Annotated in this window: 21 protein-coding genes; 3 read left to right on the top strand and 18 right to left on the bottom strand. The window is 67.1% G+C overall.

Annotation, left to right across the window (positions count from 1 at the left end; genetic code table 11):
- Positions 1-24 precede the first annotated feature (24 nt).
- The 12 genes from lnt to ACY3GB_RS16765 all read right to left on the bottom strand — a co-directional run bounded on the left by lnt (position 25) and on the right by ACY3GB_RS16765 (position 9,322).
- Positions 25-1,515 (bottom strand): apolipoprotein N-acyltransferase, encoded by a 1,491-nt coding sequence (gene lnt, locus ACY3GB_RS16710; RefSeq protein ID WP_463089718.1) that lies wholly within the window; start codon positions 1,513-1,515, stop codon positions 25-27.
- Positions 1,516-1,579: 64 nt separating this feature from the next.
- The gene (locus ACY3GB_RS16715) at positions 1,580-2,431 is read right to left on the bottom strand and encodes an HlyC/CorC family transporter (RefSeq protein ID WP_463089719.1); all 852 of its coding nucleotides are present in this window, start codon (positions 2,429-2,431) and stop codon (positions 1,580-1,582) included.
- 3 nt (positions 2,432-2,434) lie between these two features.
- Positions 2,435-2,941, bottom strand: a complete 507-nt coding sequence (gene ybeY / locus ACY3GB_RS16720; RefSeq protein WP_463089720.1) for an rRNA maturation RNase YbeY — start codon at positions 2,939-2,941, stop codon at positions 2,435-2,437.
- Complete coding sequence (locus tag ACY3GB_RS16725) at positions 2,928-3,887, bottom strand: PhoH family protein (protein WP_463089721.1); 960 nt, start codon at positions 3,885-3,887, stop codon at positions 2,928-2,930. The genes ybeY and ACY3GB_RS16725 overlap by 14 nt, the downstream gene beginning before the upstream one ends.
- On the bottom strand, positions 3,877-4,554 hold the full coding sequence (locus ACY3GB_RS16730; RefSeq protein WP_463089722.1) for an HAD family hydrolase: 678 nt from the start codon (positions 4,552-4,554) through the stop codon (positions 3,877-3,879). Before ACY3GB_RS16730 ends, ACY3GB_RS16725 begins: the two co-directional genes overlap by 11 nt.
- Complete coding sequence (locus tag ACY3GB_RS16735) at positions 4,551-4,838, bottom strand: YciI family protein (protein WP_463089723.1); 288 nt, start codon at positions 4,836-4,838, stop codon at positions 4,551-4,553. The genes ACY3GB_RS16730 and ACY3GB_RS16735 overlap by 4 nt, the downstream gene beginning before the upstream one ends.
- Positions 4,839-4,917: 79 nt before the next feature.
- The gene (miaB, locus tag ACY3GB_RS16740; protein ID WP_463089724.1) at positions 4,918-6,252 is read right to left on the bottom strand and encodes a tRNA (N6-isopentenyl adenosine(37)-C2)-methylthiotransferase MiaB; all 1,335 of its coding nucleotides are present in this window, start codon (positions 6,250-6,252) and stop codon (positions 4,918-4,920) included.
- Positions 6,253-6,282: 30 nt separating this feature from the next.
- Complete coding sequence (locus ACY3GB_RS16745) at positions 6,283-6,663, bottom strand: hypothetical protein (RefSeq protein ID WP_463089725.1); 381 nt, start codon at positions 6,661-6,663, stop codon at positions 6,283-6,285.
- A 107-nt stretch (positions 6,664-6,770) separates the two neighbouring features.
- Positions 6,771-7,973 carry a cation:proton antiporter domain-containing protein gene (locus tag ACY3GB_RS16750; protein ID WP_463089726.1) on the bottom strand — a complete coding sequence of 401 codons (1,203 nt, stop codon included), beginning with the start codon at positions 7,971-7,973 and terminating at the stop codon, positions 6,771-6,773.
- 235 nt (positions 7,974-8,208) lie between these two features.
- Positions 8,209-8,910: a S4 domain-containing protein gene (locus ACY3GB_RS16755; RefSeq protein WP_463089727.1), complete on the bottom strand. Its 702-nt coding sequence runs from the start codon at positions 8,908-8,910 to the stop codon at positions 8,209-8,211.
- A complete protein-coding gene (locus ACY3GB_RS16760) occupies positions 8,903-9,061 on the bottom strand; it encodes a hypothetical protein (RefSeq protein ID WP_463089728.1) in 159 nt (52 codons plus the stop codon). Before ACY3GB_RS16760 ends, ACY3GB_RS16755 begins: the two co-directional genes overlap by 8 nt.
- 21 nt (positions 9,062-9,082) lie before the next feature.
- Complete coding sequence (locus ACY3GB_RS16765) at positions 9,083-9,322, bottom strand: hypothetical protein (RefSeq protein WP_463089729.1); 240 nt, start codon at positions 9,320-9,322, stop codon at positions 9,083-9,085.
- A 192-nt stretch (positions 9,323-9,514) separates the two neighbouring features.
- Here ACY3GB_RS16765 and ACY3GB_RS16770 point away from each other — a divergent pair, with 192 nt between their 5' ends.
- From ACY3GB_RS16770 to ACY3GB_RS16780, 3 genes are all read left to right on the top strand, one after another.
- Entirely contained in the window at positions 9,515-11,212 is a 1,698-nt protein-coding gene (locus ACY3GB_RS16770; RefSeq protein ID WP_463089730.1) for a hydrogenase maturation protein, read from the top strand.
- 132 nt (positions 11,213-11,344) lie between these two features.
- Positions 11,345-12,205, top strand: coding sequence for an AraC family transcriptional regulator (locus tag ACY3GB_RS16775; protein ID WP_463089731.1), 861 nt, complete (start codon positions 11,345-11,347; stop codon positions 12,203-12,205).
- A gap of 110 nt (positions 12,206-12,315) precedes the next feature.
- Positions 12,316-13,959 (top strand): acyl-CoA dehydrogenase family protein, encoded by a 1,644-nt coding sequence (locus ACY3GB_RS16780; RefSeq protein ID WP_463089732.1) that lies wholly within the window; start codon positions 12,316-12,318, stop codon positions 13,957-13,959.
- A gap of 77 nt (positions 13,960-14,036) precedes the next feature.
- On the opposite strand, the gene ACY3GB_RS16785 is transcribed toward ACY3GB_RS16780, so the two are convergent.
- From ACY3GB_RS16785 to ACY3GB_RS16810, 6 genes are all read right to left on the bottom strand, one after another.
- The gene (locus tag ACY3GB_RS16785) at positions 14,037-15,728 is read right to left on the bottom strand and encodes a sensor domain-containing diguanylate cyclase (protein ID WP_463089733.1); all 1,692 of its coding nucleotides are present in this window, start codon (positions 15,726-15,728) and stop codon (positions 14,037-14,039) included.
- A gap of 270 nt (positions 15,729-15,998) precedes the next feature.
- Positions 15,999-16,160 (bottom strand): hypothetical protein, encoded by a 162-nt coding sequence (locus ACY3GB_RS16790; protein WP_463089734.1) that lies wholly within the window; start codon positions 16,158-16,160, stop codon positions 15,999-16,001.
- 35 nt (positions 16,161-16,195) lie between these two features.
- The gene (locus ACY3GB_RS16795) at positions 16,196-16,846 is read right to left on the bottom strand and encodes a bestrophin-like domain (protein ID WP_463089735.1); all 651 of its coding nucleotides are present in this window, start codon (positions 16,844-16,846) and stop codon (positions 16,196-16,198) included.
- Positions 16,847-16,963: 117 nt separating this feature from the next.
- The gene (locus tag ACY3GB_RS16800; RefSeq protein WP_463089736.1) at positions 16,964-18,493 is read right to left on the bottom strand and encodes a DHA2 family efflux MFS transporter permease subunit; all 1,530 of its coding nucleotides are present in this window, start codon (positions 18,491-18,493) and stop codon (positions 16,964-16,966) included.
- Between the two features lie 10 nt (positions 18,494-18,503).
- Entirely contained in the window at positions 18,504-19,646 is a 1,143-nt protein-coding gene (locus ACY3GB_RS16805; RefSeq protein WP_463089737.1) for an HlyD family efflux transporter periplasmic adaptor subunit, read from the bottom strand.
- Between the two features lie 42 nt (positions 19,647-19,688).
- Positions 19,689-21,140: an efflux transporter outer membrane subunit gene (locus ACY3GB_RS16810; RefSeq protein WP_463089738.1), complete on the bottom strand. Its 1,452-nt coding sequence runs from the start codon at positions 21,138-21,140 to the stop codon at positions 19,689-19,691.
- Positions 21,141-21,340 lie beyond the last annotated feature (200 nt).

The raw sequence follows: 21,340 nt of genomic DNA on the forward strand, positions 1-21,340 counted from the left end.
GCCGGGCTTTTTGATCAATGCGGCCTAGTGCTGGCCGCGGCGGCGCCAGCCCAGCAGCAGGGCCAGCAGCAGCAGCGCGCCGCAGCCGATGACGACCGGCAGGTTGCCGACGCGCATGTAAGGCGTCAGGCCCTGGCGGCTTTGGGCGAAGCCGGTCAGCACCTGGGCGGTGAACGGCGCCGCCACCGCTGAAATCTCGCCGTCCGGGCGGATGATGGCGGTCATGCCGTTATTGGTGGCGCGCAGCATGTAGCGGCCGGTTTCCAGCGAGCGCGCCTGCGACAGCTGCAGGTGCTGGCTCATCGCCTCGCTCTTGCCGAACCAGGCCAGATTGCTGACGTTGGCCAGCATGTCGGCGCGGGCGGCCGGGCCGATCAATTCCTCGCCGAAGCTGTCCTCGTAGCAGATGTTGAACGCCACCTTGCGGCCCGCCAGCGTCAGCGGCGCCTGGTCCGCGCCGCCGCGGCTGAAGCCGGACAGCGGCATGTCCATGTGCTGGTAGATCCAGCCTATCAGGCCCGGCAGCGGAATGAATTCGCCGAACGGCACCAGATGGTCCTTGGCGTAGTAGGGCATCTTGGGGTCGGACAGCGCCACCACCGAGTTCAGGTAGCCGCGGCCGTCGTTGGTGCGGCGCGGAATGCCGGTGGCCAGCGCCATGCCGGCGCGGGACGCCTCGCCGCGGATCATCGACAGATAGCCGGACGGCAGATCGTCAAGGAACAAGGGCAGCGCGGTTTCCGGCAGGATCATCAGGTCGGCGCGGGTCATCGCCACCTGGCGGTAATAGGTGAGCAGCGAGTTTTCCAGGTTCTCCGGCGACCATTTCAGCTCCTGGGCGATATTGCCCTGGCCCAGCGCCACCGTGATCGGCTTGCCGACCGGATGGGTCCACTCGATGCCGCGCAGCCACACGCCGCTGCCCCAGACCAGCGCGGCGGCGATCAGGATGCCGATCCGCTGCCGCATGCCGGCGCGCGCCAGCAGCGCCAGCGCGCCGGCGGACAGCGCCACCAGATAGCTGACCAGATGGATGCCGCCGAGCGGCGCGTAGCCGGCCAGCGGGCTTTCGGTGATTTGCGAGTAGCCGGCGGCGCCCCAGGGGAAGCCGGTCATCACCCAGCCGCGCAGCCATTCGCCCAGCTCCCAGGCGGTGGGAAAGGCCAGCAGCCAGCGCACGCCTGGCCGCGGATCGATGCGGCAGGCCAGCCAGGACGCCAGGCCGGGATACAGCGCCAGGTAGGCCGGTAGCAGCAGCACCAGCGGCGCGGCGATCCAGGCCGGCAGGCCGGCCACGTCGTGCAGGCTGTCGTAGATCCAGCGGAAGTTGCTGACATAGGCGCCCAGGCCCCAGGCATAGCCTATCCAGAACGCGCGGCGCGGCTCGCGCTGCAGCAGCTCGACCAGCGCGGCAAGCGCGATCGGCATCAGCCAGAACAGCCGATAAGGGGCGAAGGCAAACAGGGTGAGGGCGCCGGCCAGCGCGGCGGCCAATAGCAGGATCAGGATTCGCATGGGGCTTGTTGCAGTTGAAGACGGGAGTCGCAGCCGGCGGCTGCCGGCTGCATTCAGCATAGCCTTATTCGGCCATGTCGAGGGAGGGCTGGATGCGCTCCACCAGCAGGGTGTCCAGGCGGCGGCTGTCGGCGCGCAGCACGGTGAAGCGCAGGCCGGCGGCTTCTATCTTCTCGCCGCGCTTGGGCAGGTGGCCGGTCAGCGAGATCACCAGGCCGCCGACGGTGTCGACGTCGTCGTCGGCGTAGTCGGTGCCGAAGTAGTGGTTGAAGTCTTCGATCTCGGTCAGCGCCTTGACGCGGTAACGCTCGTTGCCGCGCACCGGCACGATGTCGTCTTCGTCGTCGTCGATGTCGTACTCGTCCTCGATGTCGCCGACGATCTGCTCGATCACGTCCTCGATGGTCACCAGGCCGCAGACGCCGCCGTATTCGTCGACCACCACCGCCATGTGGTTGTGGGTGGCGCGGAAGTCGCGCAGCAGCACGTTCAGCGGCTTGGATTCCGGCACGAACACCGCCGGGCGCAGCACGTTCTTCAGATTGAAGGTGGAGGGCGCATGGAAGTAACGCAGCAATTCTTTGGCCAGCAGGATGCCTTGCACGTCATCCTTGCTTTCGCCTATCACCGGGAAGCGCGAGTGGCCGGAGTCGATCACGGTGGGCAGGAAGCGGGCGATCGGGTCGTCGATGTTCAGCACGTGCATCTGGCTGCGCGGGATCATCACGTCGCGCACGGTCAGCTCGCTGACCTCCAGCACGCCTTCGATCATGCCTAGGGCCTCGGCGTCGAGCAGGTTGCGCTCGAAGGCGTTGTGCAACAGCTCGATCAACTCCTCGCGGTCTTCCGGCTCGCGCAAGAGCATGGTGGACAGGCGTTCAAGCCAACTGGGCCGCGGTTTACTGGGGTCTTCCATTTCTTAGATGTGCTCCTCGTGGTAGGGATCGGGATATCCTAGCTGTTTAACGATTACGGTTTCAAGCGCTTCCATCGCTTCGGCCTCTTCGTCCTCCTCGTGATCGAAGCCTTGCAGGTGCAGCATGCCGTGCACCAGCAGGTGGGCGTAGTGGGCCATCAGGTCCTTGCCCTGCTCGGCGGCTTCCTGCTCCACCACCGGCGCGCACAGCACCAGGTCGCCGAACAGCGGCAGGCCGGCTACCGGCTCGCCCTCGTTCAGCGCGAAGCTGAGGACGTTGGTTGCATAATCCTTGCCGCGATAGTCGTTGTTGAGCTGACGGCCTTCAGCGGCGTCGACGATGACGATGCTGATCTGGGCCTGTTTGACGTCGCGCCGCAGCGCGGCCTGGCAGGCGCGGCGGATCAGCGCCGGCTCGGGCAGGAGGCCGGCGTCGCTGCGCACGTCCAGGGTCAGCTCCAGCCGCTCGGCCAGGCGGGCCAGCAGCGGGTTGCGTTTAGCTTTTTTCATCTTGCTTGCTTTGGTAATGGTCGTAGGCGTCGACGATTTTCTGCACCAGCGGATGGCGCACCACGTCGTTGCTGTTGAAATGATGGAAGTGGATGCCGCGCACATGGCCGAGGATGCGCTCCACCTCCACCAGGCCGCTCTTCTGATGGCGCGCCAGGTCGATCTGGGTGACGTCGCCGGTGATCACCGCGCGCGAGCCGAAGCCGATGCGGGTCAGGAACATCTTCATCTGCTCGGGCGTGGTGTTCTGCGCTTCGTCCAGGATGATGAAGGCGTGGTTCAGCGTGCGGCCGCGCATATAGGCCAAGGGCGCGATCTCGATCAGATTCTTCTCGAACAGCCGGGTCACGCGGTCGAAGCCCATCAGGTCGTACAGCGCGTCGTACAGCGGCCGCAGGTATGGGTCCACCTTCTGCGCCAGGTCGCCGGGCAGGAAGCCCAGCTTCTCGCCGGCCTCCACCGCCGGGCGCACCAGCACGATGCGCTTGACCGCGTCGCGCTCCATCGCGTCCACCGCACAGGCCACGGCGAGGTAGGTCTTGCCGGTGCCGGCCGGGCCGATGCCGAAGGTGACGTCGTGCTGCTGGATGGCCTTGATGTAGCGGGCCTGGTTAGGCGTGCGGCCTTTCAGATCGCCGCGGCGGGTGGCCAGCACCGGCGACTCTTCCTGCTCGGCGGTGGATTGCTGCTGGCGCAGCTCCACCAGCGTCAGTTGCACGTCGTCTATCGAGATGTCCTGTTTTTCCGCCAGCAGGTAAAGACGGGTCAGCGCCTCCACCGCCAGCTTGGCGGCCGGGCCTTGCGCGCGGAAGGCTTCGCCGCGGCGCTGGACGACGACGTCCAGGCCGGTTTCCACCTGTTTCAGGTTCTCGTCCAGCGGGCCGCACAGGCGGGCCAGACGCTCGTTGTCCACCGGGTTGAAACTGAGGAATTCGCTAGTGCTCATGCGTGTGCAATTGTTGGCTTAACTGTTGAAAAACGGCGGCGTGGCGGCCGTGTGAAACCTGGCAGGCGGCCATGCCCAGCCGGCGCGCCGGCTCGATGTCGCGCTCCAGGTCGTCGCCCACCATCAGGCAATGCTCGGGCGCGAGGCTTTCCAGCGCCAGCGCGTGGCGGAAGATGCGCGGGTCCGGTTTGGCGGCGCCGGCGTCCTCCACGGTGACGACGTGGCGGAAGTGGTGGGCGATGCCCAGATGCGCCAGCTTGGCCCGTTGCTGCTCGGCGCCGCCGTTGCTGACCACGATGCGGATCAGGCGGCGGGTGGCGTCGAGAAAGTCCGCCGCGCCGGGCGTGAGCCGGCGGTGGCGGCGATAGGCGTCCATATACGGCTGGAACAGCCGCGCGGCTTCATCCTCGGCGAGGTGCGGCAGGCCGAGAAAGTCGCGCAGCCGTTCGTGGCGCTGCTGTTCCAGCGTCAGCTCGCCGGCCTCGAAGCGCCGCCAGTGGCGGTCGACGCAGACGCGCCAGCGGCGGAGCAGCTCGGTTTCGGATTCGGCGAAGCGGGCGGCATGCGGCCTGATGAAGGCGGAAAACGCCTGCAAGGTGGCATGGCTGTCGTCGAACAGCGTGTCGTCGAGGTCCAGCAGCAGGGCCTTGATGCCGCTCGCGCTCATGCTTCTTTCAGGCTTTCCAGCCCGGCGGCCGTCATGCTGGGCAGGAACTCGATGATGTCGTAGCGAGCGACCCCGCCTTGGGCGAACGGGTCGTCGCGCAGGCGGGCCTCCAGCGCCGCGCGCTCGCCGCGCGCCAGGATCACGCCGCCCTCGCGCGGCACCTTGCGGCCGGAGGCCAGGAAAGCGCCATCGGCGTAGGCCTGTTTCAGCCAGGCGACGTGGGCGTCCAGCAGCGCGTCGACATCGGACAGCGGGGCGGTATAGGTCAGCGAGACGACGAACATCTTGAAATCCTTCGTATCAGAACCGGCCCAGCATACGCCGCGCGATGCGCATTGCATAGCTAGCCGGTTCCGCGCACGGTCAGGCGATCTCGTTGACCACCACCTCGCCGGCCAGCGAGTGCGGACGGGCTTCGGTGATTCTGACATCCACCATCTGGCCGAGCAGCCGCGAATGGCCGACGAAATTGACCACGCGGTTGTTGGCGGTGCGCGCCGCCAGCATCGCGGCGTCTTTTTTCGAAACGTTTTCCACCAGCACGCGCTGCACCGAGCCGACCATCGCCTGATTGATCTCGAAGCCCTTGGCTTCGATCACCTCGTTCAGCGCCTCCAGGCGGCGCACCTTTTCCGCATGGGGGGTGTCGTCCGGCAGGTTGGACGCCGGCGTGCCCGGGCGCGGGCTGTAGATGAACACGAAGCTGAAGTCGAACTCGCAGTCGCGCACCAGTTTCAGCGTCTGCTCGAAGTCGGCCTCGGTTTCGCCGGGGAAACCGACGATGAAGTCGGAGCTCAGGCACAGGTCCGGACGGATCGCGCGCAGCTTGCGGATGATGGACTTGTATTCCAGGCCGGTGTAGCCGCGCTTCATCGCCATCAGCACGCGGTCGGAGCCGCTCTGCACCGGCAGGTGCAGGTGGGAGACCAGCTTGGGCAGCTTGGCGTAGCAGTCGATGATGCGCTGGCTGAATTCGCGCGGATGGCTGGTGGTGAAGCGGATGCGCTCCACGCCGGGGATCTCGTGCACGTATTCCAGCAGCAGCGCGAAGTCGGCGATCTCGCCGTCGCTCATCAGGCCGCGGTAGGCGTTGACGTTCTGGCCCAGGAGCGAGATTTCCTTGACGCCCTGGGCGGCGAGGCCGGCTATCTCGGTCAGCACGTCCTCGAACGGGCGCGACACTTCCTCGCCGCGGGTGTACGGCACCACGCAGAACGAGCAGTATTTGGAACAGCCTTCCATGATGGAGACGAAGGCCGCGCCGCCGTCCACCTTGGCCGGCGGGATGTGGTCGAACTTTTCGATCTCGGGGAAAGAGATGTCCACCTGCGAGCGGCCGCTCTGCTTGCGGCTCTCGATCAGATCCGGCAGCCGGTGCAGCGTCTGCGGGCCGAACACCACGTCGACGAAGGGCGCGCGCTTGACGATGGCGTCGCCTTCCTGGCTGGCCACGCAGCCGCCGACGCCGATGATCAGGTTGGGGTTGGCTTCCTTCAGCGGGCGGATGCGGCCCAGATCGGAGAACACTTTCTCCTGGGCCTTTTCCCGCACGCTACAGGTGTTGAACAGGATGACGTCGGCTTCTTCCGGGTTGTCCGTCTTGACCATGCCTTCGGCGCTGCCCAGCACGTCCGCCATCTTGTCGGAATCGTACTCGTTCATCTGGCAGCCGAAGGTCTTGATGTATACCTTCTTCATTGCTACTCGGTTTCCCGCTGATATTCGGTTTCAGGGTCGGATCTGGGCCTGGCGCTGTTTCAGCGCCTCGATCTCGTCGTCGCCCAGCGCCCAGATGCGGTTGATGTTGCCTTGCTGATCGAAGGTCACGCCTATGGCGCGGCCTTGCAGAGCGTTCAATTGCCCGCTCAGCAGGAAGCGGTTGTGCTCATCGAACACGCGCAGGCCGGCGGCGAGCGCGAAATGCTGCGGTTCGACGGCGATCAGCGCCGATAGCCGTTGCAGCAGCGTGCGGTCGGAGCGGACGAACTCGATGCCCGAGTCGTCGACGCCGGCCAGCCTGCCCATCACCAGGCCGTCGGGCAGCAAGCGGCCGGCGGACGACGGCAGGGCGAGGCAGAAGAGGCATAGCGTGGCGATGAGTTTTTTCATAGCAAATTGAACGCGTTGCGCGCGATTCTATCATAGCCGGCGGCCGAGCCGGCCAAATGTTCGGCGCCAAGCGGCGATCTCGTCCTGGGCGGCGTTGGCGATCTGGCTCAGGCCGCCGCTTCCGCGCGGCGGCTGTAGCGCTCGGCCAGCGCGAACATCATCGGGTTGAACAGGATGGACACGATGGAGCCGGCCAGGATCAGCGCCTGGCCGCGCGCGCTGAGCAAGCCCAGCGACATGCCCAGGCCGGCCAGGATGAAGGAGAATTCGCCGATCTGCGACAGGCTGGCGGCGATGCGCAGGCTGGTGTGGTGGCTGCGGCGGAACAGGCGCACGATGCCGTAGGCGGCCGCCGATTTGCCGACCACGACGATCAGCACGGTGGCCAGCAGCACCGGGGTGTCCTTCAGCAGCACTTCCGGATCCAGCAACATGCCCACCGACACGAAGAACAGCACGGCGAACGCCTCGCGCAGCGGCAGCGATTCCTCGGCGGCGCGGTGGCTGAACGGCGACTCCGCCATCACCATGCCGGCGAAGAAGGCGCCCAGCGCGAACGAGATCTGGAACAGCTGGGTGGCGCCGTAGGCCACGCCCAGCGCGGTGGCCAGCACGCCCAGCCGGAACAATTCGCGGCTGCCGGTATGGACGATGAGCTCCAGCATCCACGGAATGAAGCGGCGGCCGACGACCAGCATCAGCGCGACGAAAGCCGCCACCTTGGCCACGGTCAGCGCCAGCGTCCAGCCCAGCTGGCCCCAGGACGGCGCGGCCTGTCCGCCGCCCAGCGCGCCGGCGAAGGCCGGCAACAGCACCAGGGTGAGCACCATCACCAGGTCCTCCACCACCAGCCAGCCCACCGCCACCTTGCCGTCCTCGCTGTCCAGCCAGCCGTACTCCTCCAGCGCGCGCAACAGCACCACGGTGCTGGCCACCGACAGCGCCAGGCCGAACACCACGCCCTCGCCCAAGGGCCAGCCGAGGAAATGGGACAGGCCCATGCCCAGCAGCGTCGCCACCGCGATCTGCACCAGCGCGCCGGGGACGGCGATGGCCTTCACCGCCATCAAATCCTTGATCGAGAAATGCTGGCCCACGCCGAACATCAGCAGGATCACCCCCAATTCCGCCAGCTCCGGCGCCAACGCGGTGTCAGCCTGGAAGCCCGGGGTGAACGGGCCGACCAGGATGCCGGCGCAGAGATAGCCCACCAGCGGCGGCAGCCTGAGGCGCAGCGCCAGCGCGCCCAGCGCGAAGGCGAAGACCAGGCCGCCGACGATGGTGGTGATCAAGGGAGTGTCGTGGGGCATGGGCGGAATTCCGGTTGAATGGCTGGATGGTATAAAGACGGAATATCGGGAACCGAGTTCCGATAAATTTATTATTTTTATTCAACTTTCATTTTGGCACGAAGCCGTCCCGCGCGCCTTGATCTGCTCGGTATGAAGCGCCCGCGCCGACGGGGCAATGCGCATCGCCGTCGAATGGAAAACCGGAGGCGGGCAGCCCGCGCGGGGGTGTCCGGCGGGCTGGCGCGGGCAAGGATCAGAAGCGTTCGAACGGCTGCAGATAGCGCCATTGTCCCGGCTGCAGCCCGGCCAGGGCCAGGCGGCCGATGCGGATGCAGCGCGCGCTTTGCAGGCTGACGCCGAGCTGGCGGCTGATTTCGGCGAAGAAGCCGAGGCGCGGCGCGTAAACCGCGCAGCGCAGCTGGTGGTCGCTCTGGCGGCTGATCTTGCACTGGCGCAAGGGCTTGCCGTCCAGGCGGATGGCGGCGACGCGTGCTTTCAGCTCGTCGGCCGCCGGCGCCCGCTCCACTTGCAGCAGGAATTCCATCTCGCACTCGGCCAGATGGCGCGGCAGTTTTTTATCCTGGGTCAGGACCAGCAGGCCGTGGCAGCGCTCATCCACGGCGCCGAGGACGCTCAGGTGCTGGCGGTGGCGCGCCAGCCAGACTTGTTCCGCGCCGTCCTGCGGCGAGCGGCTGTCCGGCCCCAGCAGCTGCGCCGGCGGCGCGTCCTCGCCCGCCGGGCGGTTCAATAGCATCGTCACCGGCAGCGTCGCCAGAGCCTGGGGCGTTCCGGCCAGCGTGATCTGCTGTTCCGGCCGCACCCGCGCGCCCAGCGTATTGACCACTTTGCCGTCCACTTTCACCAAGCCCTGTTCGATGCAGGCGTCGGCCTCGCGTCGCGAGCACAGGCCCAGTTCCACCATGCGCTTGGACAGGCGCACGCTTGTCTCATCCATTGGTCCACCCCCTGTCAAACGGACGGCGATTATCCGTTGCCGCCGGCGGGCTGGCAACGGAAACAAGGCTCAGGTTGAACGGGAGGGCACCCAGCTTGCCGATGGCGGCGAGGCTGGCGTCGCCGCGCAGCCATGCGGCCAGCCACAGCATCGCCGTGCCCAGCAAGATGGATCAGGTGGCCGTCTGCAGCGGTCCCTGCGCCTGCGACAGGCTGCGCGAGCCGACGCTGTAAGCCGCCCAGCAGGCGACGCGGCCCAGGATCAGCAGGTCGCCGCCAGCCGCGCCGGCCAGCTTGAGCGGCGGCAAGGCCTCCTTCCGCAGCAGGCAGGAGGCCAGCGCGATCATGGCCGGATTGAGCGCGACGATCGGCGAGGCGCGCGCGGCGCCGTTTGCGCTGACCGGCGCGGGCATTCATGAAAATGGCGGCGCGGCTGCGGAGCGAGGGCGGGCTGGAGGAGGCGAGATCGGCGTCTGTGGGCGGCACCTGATCCTTGGGTCAGGCATGCGATGACGGCTGCATTTAAATTGTTTTGAGTCAAATTGTTCCCCCGATGGGCTGCGTAGCATGCGGCGCTTGTCCGAGCCCATACGCGGGAGAATGCAGTGCAAGCCTTGAGAATCGTTTTGCTGTCCACGGCCTTCAACGGCCTGACCCAACGCGCCTGGCTGGAGTTGCGCGAATCCGGCCACAAGCCGAGCGTGGTGCTGTTCACCGACGCCGACGAGGTGGCGCGCCAAGTGAGGGAGGCGCGGCCGCAGCTGGTGATCTGCCCCTTTCTGAAGGACAGGGTGCCGGCCGAGCTGTGGCGGGACAGCCCGTTTCCGGTGGTGATCGTCCATCCCGGCATTGTCGGCGACCGCGGCGCGTCGGCGCTGGACTGGGCGATCATGAAGGGCGAGAAGCGCTGGGGCGTGACCGCGCTGCAGGCGGTGGAAGAGATGGACGCCGGGCCGGTGTGGTCCAGCCGCGAGTTCGACCTGCCGCCGGGCATCCGCAAGTCCGAACTCTACAACGGGCCGGTCAGCGACGCCGCGATGTACTGCATCCGCGACGTGGTGGAGAAATTCGCCGGCGGCTACCCGCCGCAGGACGTCGACTACGCTGATCCGCAGGTGGCCGGCCGGCTGCAGCCGAACATGAAGCAGTCCGACCGCGCCTTCGACTGGCGCCAGCCGGCGGCCGATATCAAGCGCCGCATCGACGCCGCCGACGGCCAGCCCGGCGTGCTGGCCGATCTGGCCGGCGGCCGCTATTTCCTGTGCGACGCCCATCTCGACCACCGGACCGGCGAGCCCGGCCGCATCCTGGCGGTGCACGACGACGCGGTGCTGGTGGCCTGCGGCGACGCCAGCCTGTGGATCGGATCGGTGCGGCGGCAGCCGGCGCCGGGCGAGGAAACCTTCAAGCGGCCGGCCCGCCACGAACTGGGCGGCCTGCTGGACGGCGCGCCCCGGCTGGAGTGGGCGGTGGATACCCACCCGCACTGCGAGGAGAGCTATCAGCCCATCCGCTACCGCGAGGTGGGCCGGGTGGGCGAGCTGACCTTCGAGTTCTACAACGGCGCGCTCAGCACCGAGCACTGCCAGCGGCTGGTGCGGGCCTTGCAGTGGGCGAAGCGGCAGGACACCCGGGTGCTGCTGATACGCAGCGGCCGCGGCAGCTTCTGCAATGGCGTCCATCTCAACGTGATCCAGGCGGCGGAGCATCCGGGCGAGGAAGCGTGGCGCAACATCCAGGCGATAGACGACGTCTGCCTGGAAATCCTCACCGCGCCGCAGCTGACGGTGGCGGGCGTGGCCGGCAACGCCGGCGCCGGCGGCGTGATGCTGGCGCTGGCCGCCGACGTGGTGCTGGCGCGCCAGGGCGTGGTGCTGAATCCGCACTATGCCACCATGGGCCTGTACGGCTCCGAATACTGGACCTATACCCTGCCGCGCGCCGTGGGCGGCGAGACGGCTGCCAGGCTGTGCGGCGATTGCCTGCCCATCGGCGCGCGCCAGGCCTGGCGGCTGGGCATGGTGCAGGACATCGGCCCGCACGATCCGGAAACCTTCGGCAGTTGGCTGCTGAGCATGGCCGGCGCGGCGGAGCGCAACTGGCCGGAGCTTGCCCGGCGCAAGCAGGAGCTGGACCCGGCCCGGCTGCAGCAGTGCCGGCGCGCGGAGCTGGACGAGATGCGGCAGGACATGCTGGAAAACCGCCGCGGCTTCGCCGAACGCTGCCAGGGCTTCGTGTTGAAGCGCCGCGCCTGCCGCACGCCGGAGCGCCTGATCGAGGACTGGGCGCGCGCGGCGGACTGAGGCGCACCCGGCGCCGGGCGTATTGTATGCTGGCATGCCCGGCACCGGTTCCGGACGCGGCGTGAAACAGAGCAAGCCGCGTCAAGAAGGTTTTCGCGCATTCCCGCATAGTGGCCGCCATGGAGGACGAGCATGGACAAGGCGGACCGCTACGCGCGGCGTTTCGAAAAAGTATTGGATCACATCGCCAGCTATCTGGACCAGCCCCTCGATGTCGAGCGGCTGAGCCAGCTGGCCCATTTCTCGCGCTTCCATTTCCACCGACAGTTTTCAGCGTATCTGGGCGTGGGCGTGGCCCGCTACATCCTGATGCAGCGGCTGCGCCGGGCGTCGTACTGGCTGGCGTTCCAGCCGCGGCGCAAGATCACCTCCATCGCGCTGGACTGCGGTTTCGACAATCCCGAGTCGTTTTCGCGCGCCTTCCGGCAAGCGCTGGGCTGTTCGCCCAGCGAGTTCCGGCGCCGTCCGGATTGGCCGGGCTGGCATGCGCGGATGACGCCTCCGGTCAAAGAAAGAATGGACAGCATGGAAGTCAACATCATCACCGCCGAGCCCGTCATGGTGGCGGCGCTGGAACATCTGGGGCCGCCGGAGCGGGTCAACGACAGCGCGCTGCGCTTCATCGAGTGGCGCAAGGCGAGCGGCTTGTCGCCGGTCGCCGGCAGCCAGACCTACGGCATCGCCTACGACAATCCGGAAACCGTCGAGCTGGAACGGTTCCGCTTCGACATCTGCGGCAGCGTCGCGGGGCCGGTGCCGGCCAATCCGCAAGGCGTGATCGCCAAGCAGATTCCGGGCGGGCGCTGCGCGGTGGCCTGCCATCATGGATCGCATCATAGTCTGGGCGACACAATCTGGTACCTGTACCGGGAGTGGTTGCCGGCCAGCGGCGAGGCGCTGCGCGATTTCCCGGTGTACTTCCACTACCTGAACCTGGCCAGCGACACGCCGGAGCATTTGCTGTTGACCGACGTGCACCTGCCGCTGCGCTGATGCGCTTTGGGCCGGCTGCGGCCGGCGATCCGGTCCGCTAAGCTGAAGTGATGGAGCAAACGTTCATTTGAGCGCCGCCGCGAGGCGGCGCAGCCATTCGGGAGCGGCGCATGAGCTGGCAGACCCACGAGGTGAGCAATCAGTACGACGAGTTGCAGGATTACAGTCTGTTCGACACCGATGTCGCGCTGAAGGAGGCCCTGCATCGCGCCGGCGCGGACTGGGCGGGGCCCTGGCTGGCCGATTACGGCGAGCGGCTGGGCCGCGCGGCGACCTTCGAGCTGGCCGAGCAGGCCAACCGCTGCGCGCCGCAGCTGCAGGCCTTCGACCGCCGCGGCCGGCGCATCGACCGCGTCGAATTCCATCCGTCCTGGCACGAGCTGCTGGCGCTGTATCGCGCCCAGGGGCTGGTGTCGCTGCCGTTCGACAGCGAGCGCAAGGGACGCTGGACCGCCTTCCTGGCCGGGTTCTACCTGCACGGCCAGGTGGAGGCCGGCACCCTGTGCCCGGCTACCATGACCCAGGCGGCGATTCCGCTGCTGAGGCGGGAGCCGGTGCTATGGGCGCAGCTGGGCGACAAGCTGCTCAGCCGCGACCACGACGCGCGCGACCTGCCGGTCGAACGCAAGGCGTCGGCCTGGCTGGGCATGGGCATGACCGAGAAGCAGGGCGGTTCCGACGTGCGCGCCAACGCCACCACCGCGACGCCGATCGGCGCCGGCGGACGCGGCGGCGAATACGCGCTGCGCGGCCACAAATGGTTTTACTCCGCGCCGATGAGCGATGCCCATCTGGTGGTGGCGCAGTTGCGTGACGGCGGCCCGTCCTGCTTCTACCTGCCGCGCTGGCGGCCGGACGGCAGCCGCAACGCGGTGGCGATCCAGCGCTTGAAGGACAAGGTGGGCAACCGCAGCAACTCCAGCAGCGAAGTGGAATTCCAGGACGCCTGGGGCGTGCTGATCGGCGACCCCGGCCGCGGCATCCCCACCATCATCGAGATGGCCGCCTATACCCGGCTCAATTGCGTGATCGGCAGCGCGGCCCTGATCCGCCAGGGCCTGGTCCAGTCCATCGCCTACGCCCGCCGGCGAGCCGCCTTCGGCAAGCGGCTGGCCGAGCAGCCGCTGATGCGCGCGGTGCTGGCCGATCTGGCGCTGGAGAGCGAGGCGGCGCTGCGGCTGGCGGCGCGGCTGGCCGAGGGCTTTGAAAACGACGAGCCGGCCTGGAAGCGCATCGTCGCGCCGGCGGCCAAGTTCTGGGTGTGCAAGCGCGCGGTGGAGCTGGCCGGCGAAACCATGGAGGTGTTCGGCGGCAACGGTTACGTCGACGCCGGCCCGATGGCGCGGCTGTTCCGCGAGGCTCCGGTCAATTCGATCTGGGAAGGCTCGGGCAATGTGATGTGCCTGGACGTGATGCGGGCGCTGCGGCGGGAGCCGGAGGCCTGGCAGCGGCTGCTGGACGAGTTGGCCGGGCTGGCCGGCGACGACCGCCGTCTGCGCGCCGCGCTGGCGGATCTCATGGCGATGGCGGCCTTGTCCGCGCCGGAGCTGGAGGCGCTCGGCCGCCGCTTCGCCCAACAGCTGGCGCTGACCGCCCAAGGCTGCTTGCTACGGGCATGCGCGCCGGCGGCGGTGGCCGACGGCTTCATCGCCAGCAGGCTGGCGGACGGACACTGGGGGCGGGTGGCGGGCGCGCTGGACGCGCGGGCGGTGGATATCGGCTATTTGCTGGAGCGGGCGCTGCCGGGCGGCTGACTGTCAGTCCGGGCGCCACGCGACGTACTGTGGATAAACCGCGCGGCGCGCTCGATGCTGTGGATAAATTGGCCGGCTCAGCTTGCCGCCTCGGTTTCGACCCGGTTGCGGCCGCCGGTCTTGGCGCGGTACAGCGCCAGATCGGCGCGCTTCACCGCCGCTTCCGGCTGCGCATCGGCGGCGTCGGCGGTGGCCAATCCTATGCTGATCGTGATCCGGCCGACATCCGGAGCCTGCGATTGCTCGACGGCGGCGCGGATCTTTTCGGCCAGCACCGCCGCGCCGGCGGCGTCGGTTGCCGGCAGCAGCAGCAGGAACTCCTCGCCGCCGAAGCGCGCGACGAAGTCGGTGGCGCGCGCCGAATCCCGCAGCGTGTCGGCGATGTGGCGCAGCACGCGGTCGCCGGCATCGTGGCCGAAGGTATCGTTGACGCGCTTGAAGTGGTCGACGTCCAGCAGCAGAACCGCATACGGCGCGCCGGCGCGCTTGTAGCGCAGGTGTTCCTCCTGCAGCTGCTCGTTGGCGGCCATGCGGTTGTGCAGGCCGGTCAGCGCATCCTGGCGCGCTTGCAGCGCCAGTTCCGCGGCCTTCCGCAGCAGCAAGTGGTTGGACTCGCGCAACTGTTCGGTGCGGTCGGCCACCATTTGCTCCAGGTTGGCGTTGATATCGGCCAGCTGTTGTTTGCGGGCCAGCAGCGAGGAGGTCATGTTGCGCATCGCTTCCGACAACTGGCGCAATTCCTGCGTGCCGCCGCTTATGGCCCAGTCGGCGTCTTCTTCGCCGCTGCCGACGCGCTGCGCGGTGCCGGCCAGCTGCTCCAGCGGCCGGCTGAACGAGGTGGCCAGCCGGTAGACCGCGGCCATCAGCAGCGCGCTGGCGGCCAGGCCGAGCAGCATCAAGGCGCCGCGCAGGCGGTTCAGCGCCGCCAGCGCCTGTTGCTTGGGCTGGCGGACGATCACGCGCCAACCCAGCCCTGCCTCCTGCACCCGGGATTCGCTGTACAGGTAGTCGCCGCCGCCGGGCCAGGGGCCGAGGCGGAAGCTCTGCTCCGCCGGCATCGGCGCCGGCGACCGTATTTTTCCCACCGCGTCGAACGGAGACAGCAGGTTGCCGTGCCGGTCGACGATGAAGGTTTCCAGGCCGGACTTGGGCGGCAATCGCTCGCGGATGATGTCTTCCACCCAGTCCCACAGCGCGTGGGTGGCCAGCACGCCGCGCAGCTTGCCGGATGGGTCGTAAACCGGGGAGGCGAAATCGACGAAGCGCAGCGGCTCGCCTTGGGCGGAGGAGGCGGGCATCAGCTTGGCGAGCAGCACGGCCTGGTGGATGTCGCCGACGAAAGGCGCATGCAGGCCGTGGATGAACCAGGGGCGCTTGGCGGCGCTCTGGCCGACCAGCATGCCGCCGGCGGCGGAAACGATCTTGCCTTGCGTGTCGGCGATGCCGATCCAGGCGTAGTACTTGTAGGCCTGCTTGGTGCGCTCCAGGCTCTGGCGCAGGTCGTCGCCGTCCAGCGGCGCCCGAACGTAGGTGGGTGTTTGCGCCAGCAGCAGCACTTCTCGGTGGCGTTCCCGCAGATTGCTTTCGATGGCCTTGGCGATGCTGCCGGCCAGGCTGCTCATCGCCTCTCCCTGGTCGCGCACGATGCGGTCGGACAGCACTTGGTCGAGGCAGGCGGCGGCCAGCAGCGCCGAGGCGAGAAACAGCCCGCCGAACAAAATGGCCAGTCTAAGCCGGAAGCTGCCGAGCAGAGGAGATGGGCGGATCATGGGCGGCTCTGAGGGTGGAGTCGTGCTTGAGTATAGCGCCGGGCCGGATGGTTCAATAGGCGGCGCGGGAGCCTCTTCCGGGGCGATCGAACAGCAGAACCAGGCCAGCTTGCGCTGGCCTGGTTGGCATGGGGTGGCGAGTCCGGGACTTGGACTCCGTACCTGCGGATGATGATTCCGCCGAGTTAAATGCATGGCTATGCGCCTGGATGCGGACACTCTTGTCCTGCAAAGGCTGATTTGCGAGGGGGATTGAGCGTAGCCGCATGGTCATGGCGAGGCGGCAATCACGGATACGTCGGCGTGCGCCTCCTTGTTGAGCGATTCCAGCAATAGATCGAATGGCGTGCGGGAAACCGTGAATATGCCCTGGCAGGGATGGGTCAATTCCAGGATCAGAAAGTTGGCGCTGGCGATGGCGACGGCGCCCAAGAACAGGATGGATAAGGAGAGCGCATCGCCGCCATTCAGGATGCCATACAGGAAAACAGCAGACAGGCCCAGCCGAATACAATCACCAGCAGCAAGGATGGAATCTGGTTTGACAGGCTGCGGATGATGTTCGACTGAATGGTGATGAAGTGGTTGGAAAACTGGCGGATGGCATTCAAGTCGTCGCGGCTGACATTTTTGAATGCCTGGAAGCGGTGGTTTATTTTCAACAAGGCCTCGATATCGCCAGCCAGGTCTTTATAGCTCAGCTCGTGCACGGCAAAGTCGCGTTTGCTTGGCCAGTAGCGGCCCAATATTCGCAAAATGACGTCTTTCAGCAAGGATCGGGATGCTTCCGACTCTTCTGGAGATTGCTTGAGCAGGAGATCGATATTGGCGGCCGCGGCGGCCAGCGCGTTGAAGTCGGTCTGGTGGCTGTTGAAGGCGGTATACGATGACGAGACCAGCAAGCCCAGCACGATGGAAAACAAGGTGCCGATCAGCGCGGAGATGGACCGGATCAGATCGCCGGAATGGGCAATCCGGGCCTGGAATAGCGTATGCAAGCCGCATCCGGCGACGGCGAAAATGAAAGTGGCGGCCGAGATCAAAAGGCAGCGGCTGAAAATTTTCATGGTGAATACCCGATGCGTCGGTTTGACGGGAGCGGCGGCAAGGGGACGCATGCGCTGGGCGTAGGCCCCAGGCGCCGCCAACAAGCCTGGTGCCGCGTTGCCGTACCGCTGGCACGGTCCGCATCGGCGCGGCGGCCTCAGGCGTGAGCGGAATGTTGCTGGCCGCGCTCAGTGCACGTGGCTGGTGTCCGCTACGCGGGTCGGTTTCGGCGCCAGCCAGACGAAGCAGGCCGCCACCACGAAGGACAGGCCGCTGATCCAGAACATTTCATTGGTCGACAGCATGATGCTTTGCGCGTCCACCAGGCTGTTGAGCATGTTGCGCGCGGATTCGGCCCCAAACGCGGCGCTCATCTGCCGCATGGCCTCGCCGCCGCTGTCGACCATGCCGGTCAGGATGTCGTGGTACTTCTTGGCCTTGTCGTCCCAGCCGGTGGTGACCAGCGAGGTGGCGATGGCGCCCGACATGGTGCGCAGGAAGTTCATCAGGCCGGCGGCGGAGGCCATTTCCGGCTCATCCACGCTGGACATGGCCAGGCCGATCAAGGGCACGAAGAAAAACGGCATGCCCAGCCCCTGGAAGAACAGCGGAATGGACACCTGCCAGAAGCCGACGTCGGTGGTGTTGAAGCTGCGGAACAAGGTGACGCCGCCCAGCCACATCACGCCCATGAACACCAGGGGGCGAGGGTCCATGCGAGTGGTCAGGTGGGCAACCAATGGAGCGGCCAGCACCGACAGCACGCCGCTGAGCGCCTGGGCGATGCCGGCGTCGGTGGCGGTGTAGCCCATATAGCTCTGCAGCCATTGCGGGGTCAGCACGGTGGCGCCGAAGAACGAGCCGAAGGCGAGCGCGATGGTCGTCACGCTGACCCAGTAGCCGCGGTGGCGGAACACTCTGAGATTGACCACCGGATTGTGGTCGGTCAGCTCCCAGATCAGGAAAGCCAGGAAGCCGACTGCGGCGATGATCGCCAGGTAGACGATTTCCGTGGAGGCGAACCAGTCCAGGTCCTTGCCTTCGTCCAGCATGATCTGCAACGCGGCCACCCACACCACCAGCAAGCCCAGGCCTATGGCGTCGATGCGCGAATTTTGCCGCGCGCTCTCCTGCCCCTTGAGCAATCGCCAGCCCAGGCAGCCGCACAGCAGCGCGATCGGCACGTTGATGTAGAAGATCCAAGGCCAGCTGACCTGGTCGCACAGCACGCCGCCCAGCACCGGCCCCAGCACCGGCGCCACCAGCGTGGTCATGCTCCACAAGCCCACCGCCACGTTGGCCTTCTCCTTTGGGAAAATCTGTTGCAGCAGCGTCTGCGACATCGGCATCAGCGGGCCGCCGGCCAGGCCTTGCAAGACCCGGAACAGCAGCAGCGTTTCCAATGAATGGGACAGCCCGCACAGCAGCGAGAACAGGCCGAACAGCATCATGGAGGCGATGAACAGGCGCACCGTGCCGAAGCGGGCGGCCAGCCAGCCGGTCAGCGGCACGGTGATGGCTTCGGCCACCGCGTACGAGGTGATGACGTAAGTGCCCTGGTTGGCGGCCACGCCCAGGCCGCCGGCGATATTGGGCACCGATACGTTGGCGATGGTGGTGTCGAGCACCGCGATGAAATTGCCTGCCGACAGGGCGAGCGCGGCCAGCCACAAGGTGGCGCCGGTCAGCGGCGAGGCTGGCGTGGTGGAGTGGGACATGGCCGTTACCTCAGTTGGCGCGCGTGTCTATGGTGGCGGTCATCGACAGGCCGACCGATAGCGGATGGGCTTGCAGTTCGGCCGGGTCCAGCGCGATGCGGACGGGCAGGCGTTGCACCACCTTGATCCAGTTGCCGGTGGCGTTCTGCGCCGGAATCACCGCGAAGGACGCGCCGGAGCCGCCGGACAGCCCGACGACTTTGCCGTGGTACTCGACGCCGTCGCCGTAGAGGTCGGAGGTCAGCTTGACCGGCTGGCCGATGCGCACTTTTTCCAGCTGCACTTCCTTGAAGTTGGCGTCCACGTGGGCCTGCTGCAGCGGCGCGACGGCAAGCAGCGGGGTGCCCGCCTGCACGCGCTGGCCGATCTGAACCTGGCGTTTGGCCACCACGCCGTCCACCGGCGCGCGTATCACCGTGCGCGCCAGATCCAGCCGCGCCTGGTCGCGCTTGGCGCGCGCCAGCGCCACTTCCGGATTGCTGTCGACGGTGGCGTCGCTGGTCAGGGTCTGGCCGCTCTTCAGCGCCTCCATGGCGGCGCGGTAGTTGGCATCGCTCTGGCTGGCGGCGGCTTGCGCGGCGCGCAGGTTGGCCTCGGCCACGGACAGCGCGTTTTGCGCGTTGCTCAATTCCTCGGCGGAGACCGAGCCGTTCTTGGCCAGGGCGTGGCGGCGCTGGAAGTCGAGCTGGGCGCGCTCCAGATCGGACTTGGCGGCAACGAGCTGGGCCGCGGCGCGGGCTTGTTCGGCCTGGCGCGCCTGCACCTGGGCGGACTGGCTGTCATTGTTGGCGAAATAGCCTTTCACGCGGCGCTGCGCGCGTTCCAGGTCCGCCTGGGCTTGGGCTAGCGCCAGCTTGGCGTCGCTGTCGTTCAGTTCCGCCAAGACGTCGCCCTTCTTGACATGCTGGGTATCCACGACATCAACCGTTCGCACGGTGCCGGCCACTTCCGGCGTGACCTGAGCCACCTCGGTCGCCACATAGGCGTTGTCGGTGCTGACATAGTGGGAAGCCACCAGGGTCCAGTAGCCGCCGTAGCCGACGGCGGCGACGGCGAGGGCCGCGCCGAGCTGGAGGAATAGCTTCTTGCGGCGCGCGGGCAGTTTGTCGGCGGGCATCCCGGAGGCGGGCAGGGTTTCGGTTTGGGCGCTCATGGCTGGATTCCTTGAATGACGTATTGAGAGTTCGATGGCGGATCAGATGCCGGCGTCGCGATAGCCGCCGCCCAGCGCCTTGATCAACGCGATGTCTTGCATGAATTGCTGGCTTTGCAGATCGGTCAGCGCCCGGCGGGTGTCGATGACGCTGTCTTCCGCGTTCAGCACCGTCAGGTAGTTGGCCAGGCCCCCGCGATAGCGGTCGTTCGCTACGCGGTAGGCTTCTTCGGCTGATTCCAGCGCGGCTTGGCGTTGCCACAATTGCGGCTCCAGCGTGCGTTGTCGGGTGACGGCGTCGGCGACTTCGCGCAGCGCCTGGATCAGGGTCTGGTTGTAGCTGGCCACGGCGGCGTCGTAGCCGGCGCGGGCGGCGCGGTATTCGCCCTGCAGCTGGCCGCCGCGGAAAATGGGCAGGTTGATGGCCGGGCTGATGCCGGCGATGCTGGAGCCGGACTTGGTCAGCAGGTCGATCGCGCCCAGCGACTGGCCGCCGACATAAGCCGTCAGATTGACGTTGGGAAAGAAGCCGGCGCGGGCGACATTGATGCGCTTGGCCGCTGCTTCGACGCGCAAGCGGGCCGAGGTCAGATCCGGGCGGCGGCTGATCAGCTCCGCCTGCAGCGTAGCCGGCAGCGCCTGCGGGCGGCTGAGGTCGACAGCCGGTCTATGGATGGCCAATCCGCGGTCGGGCCCGGCGCCCAGCAAGGCGGCCAGGCTGTTGCGCTGCAGTGCAATGGCCTCGTCGGCGGCGATCAGGTCCGCTTCCGCCGCGGCGCGACGGGATTGCGCCTGCTCCACGCTGCCCAGCGTTTCCAGGCCGTGCCATTGCCTGTCTTTCAGCAATTGCAGGCTGTCGCGGCGCACTTGCACCGCTTTTTCCGCCGCGTCGCGGTCGGCGTGCAGGCTGGCGAGTTGCGCGTAGCCGGCGGCGATGGCGCTGGTCAGCATCAAGCGGCTTTGCGCCGTTTCGGCGCGGGCGGCCTCGAGTTCGGAGGTGGCCGCGGCCAGCGAGTCGCGGTTTTTTCCCCAGAAATCGATTTCGTAGCTGAAGTCCAGCGCCGCGCGGGACGCGCTGTTGAAGCCCTGCGGCGCCAAGGCTTTGGGCGCGCCATTGTTGTAGCTTTGCTTCAGCCGAGTCGAGCTGAGATTCAGATCCGCGCTGGGCAGCAAGCTGGCGCCGGCGGCCTGGGCATAGCCTTCCGCCTTGAGTAGGCGAGCCTGCGCCGTGGCCAGGTCCGGGGAATTGGCCAAGGCCTCGTCCATCATCTGGTCGAGCTGATCATCGCCGTAGCGTTTCCACCACTGTTGCGCTGCCCAGGCTTCGCCGGAGCCTGGCAGGCTGCGCGCGCTTTGCAGCTGCGCTAGCGTATGTGCTTGCGGCTTGGGGCCCAGATCCGGGATGCCGGCGCAGCCGGCAAGCGCGCCGCTCAGCGCCAGCATTGCGCCGCAACGTGTGATCACGCGGGTGGCAAGTCCTGCATCAGCGGTCATGTTCATCTCCTTAACTAAACCAATGAGTAAATTTATATCAATGGCGAATTGTCGCTGTCAATGATTAATTAAACTTATTGGTAAAGTTATTGAGTGGGACGCGAGACTAGCCGGCCAGGCATCGTGCCGGCTGCGGCCGCAGTCTTTTGGAATTCGGCTGCCAAGCCGCGTCTAAGGCGGAAAGCGCGCCTAGGGCAAGG

It is taken from the genome of Chromobacterium sp. Ag138 (assembly GCF_055181315.1).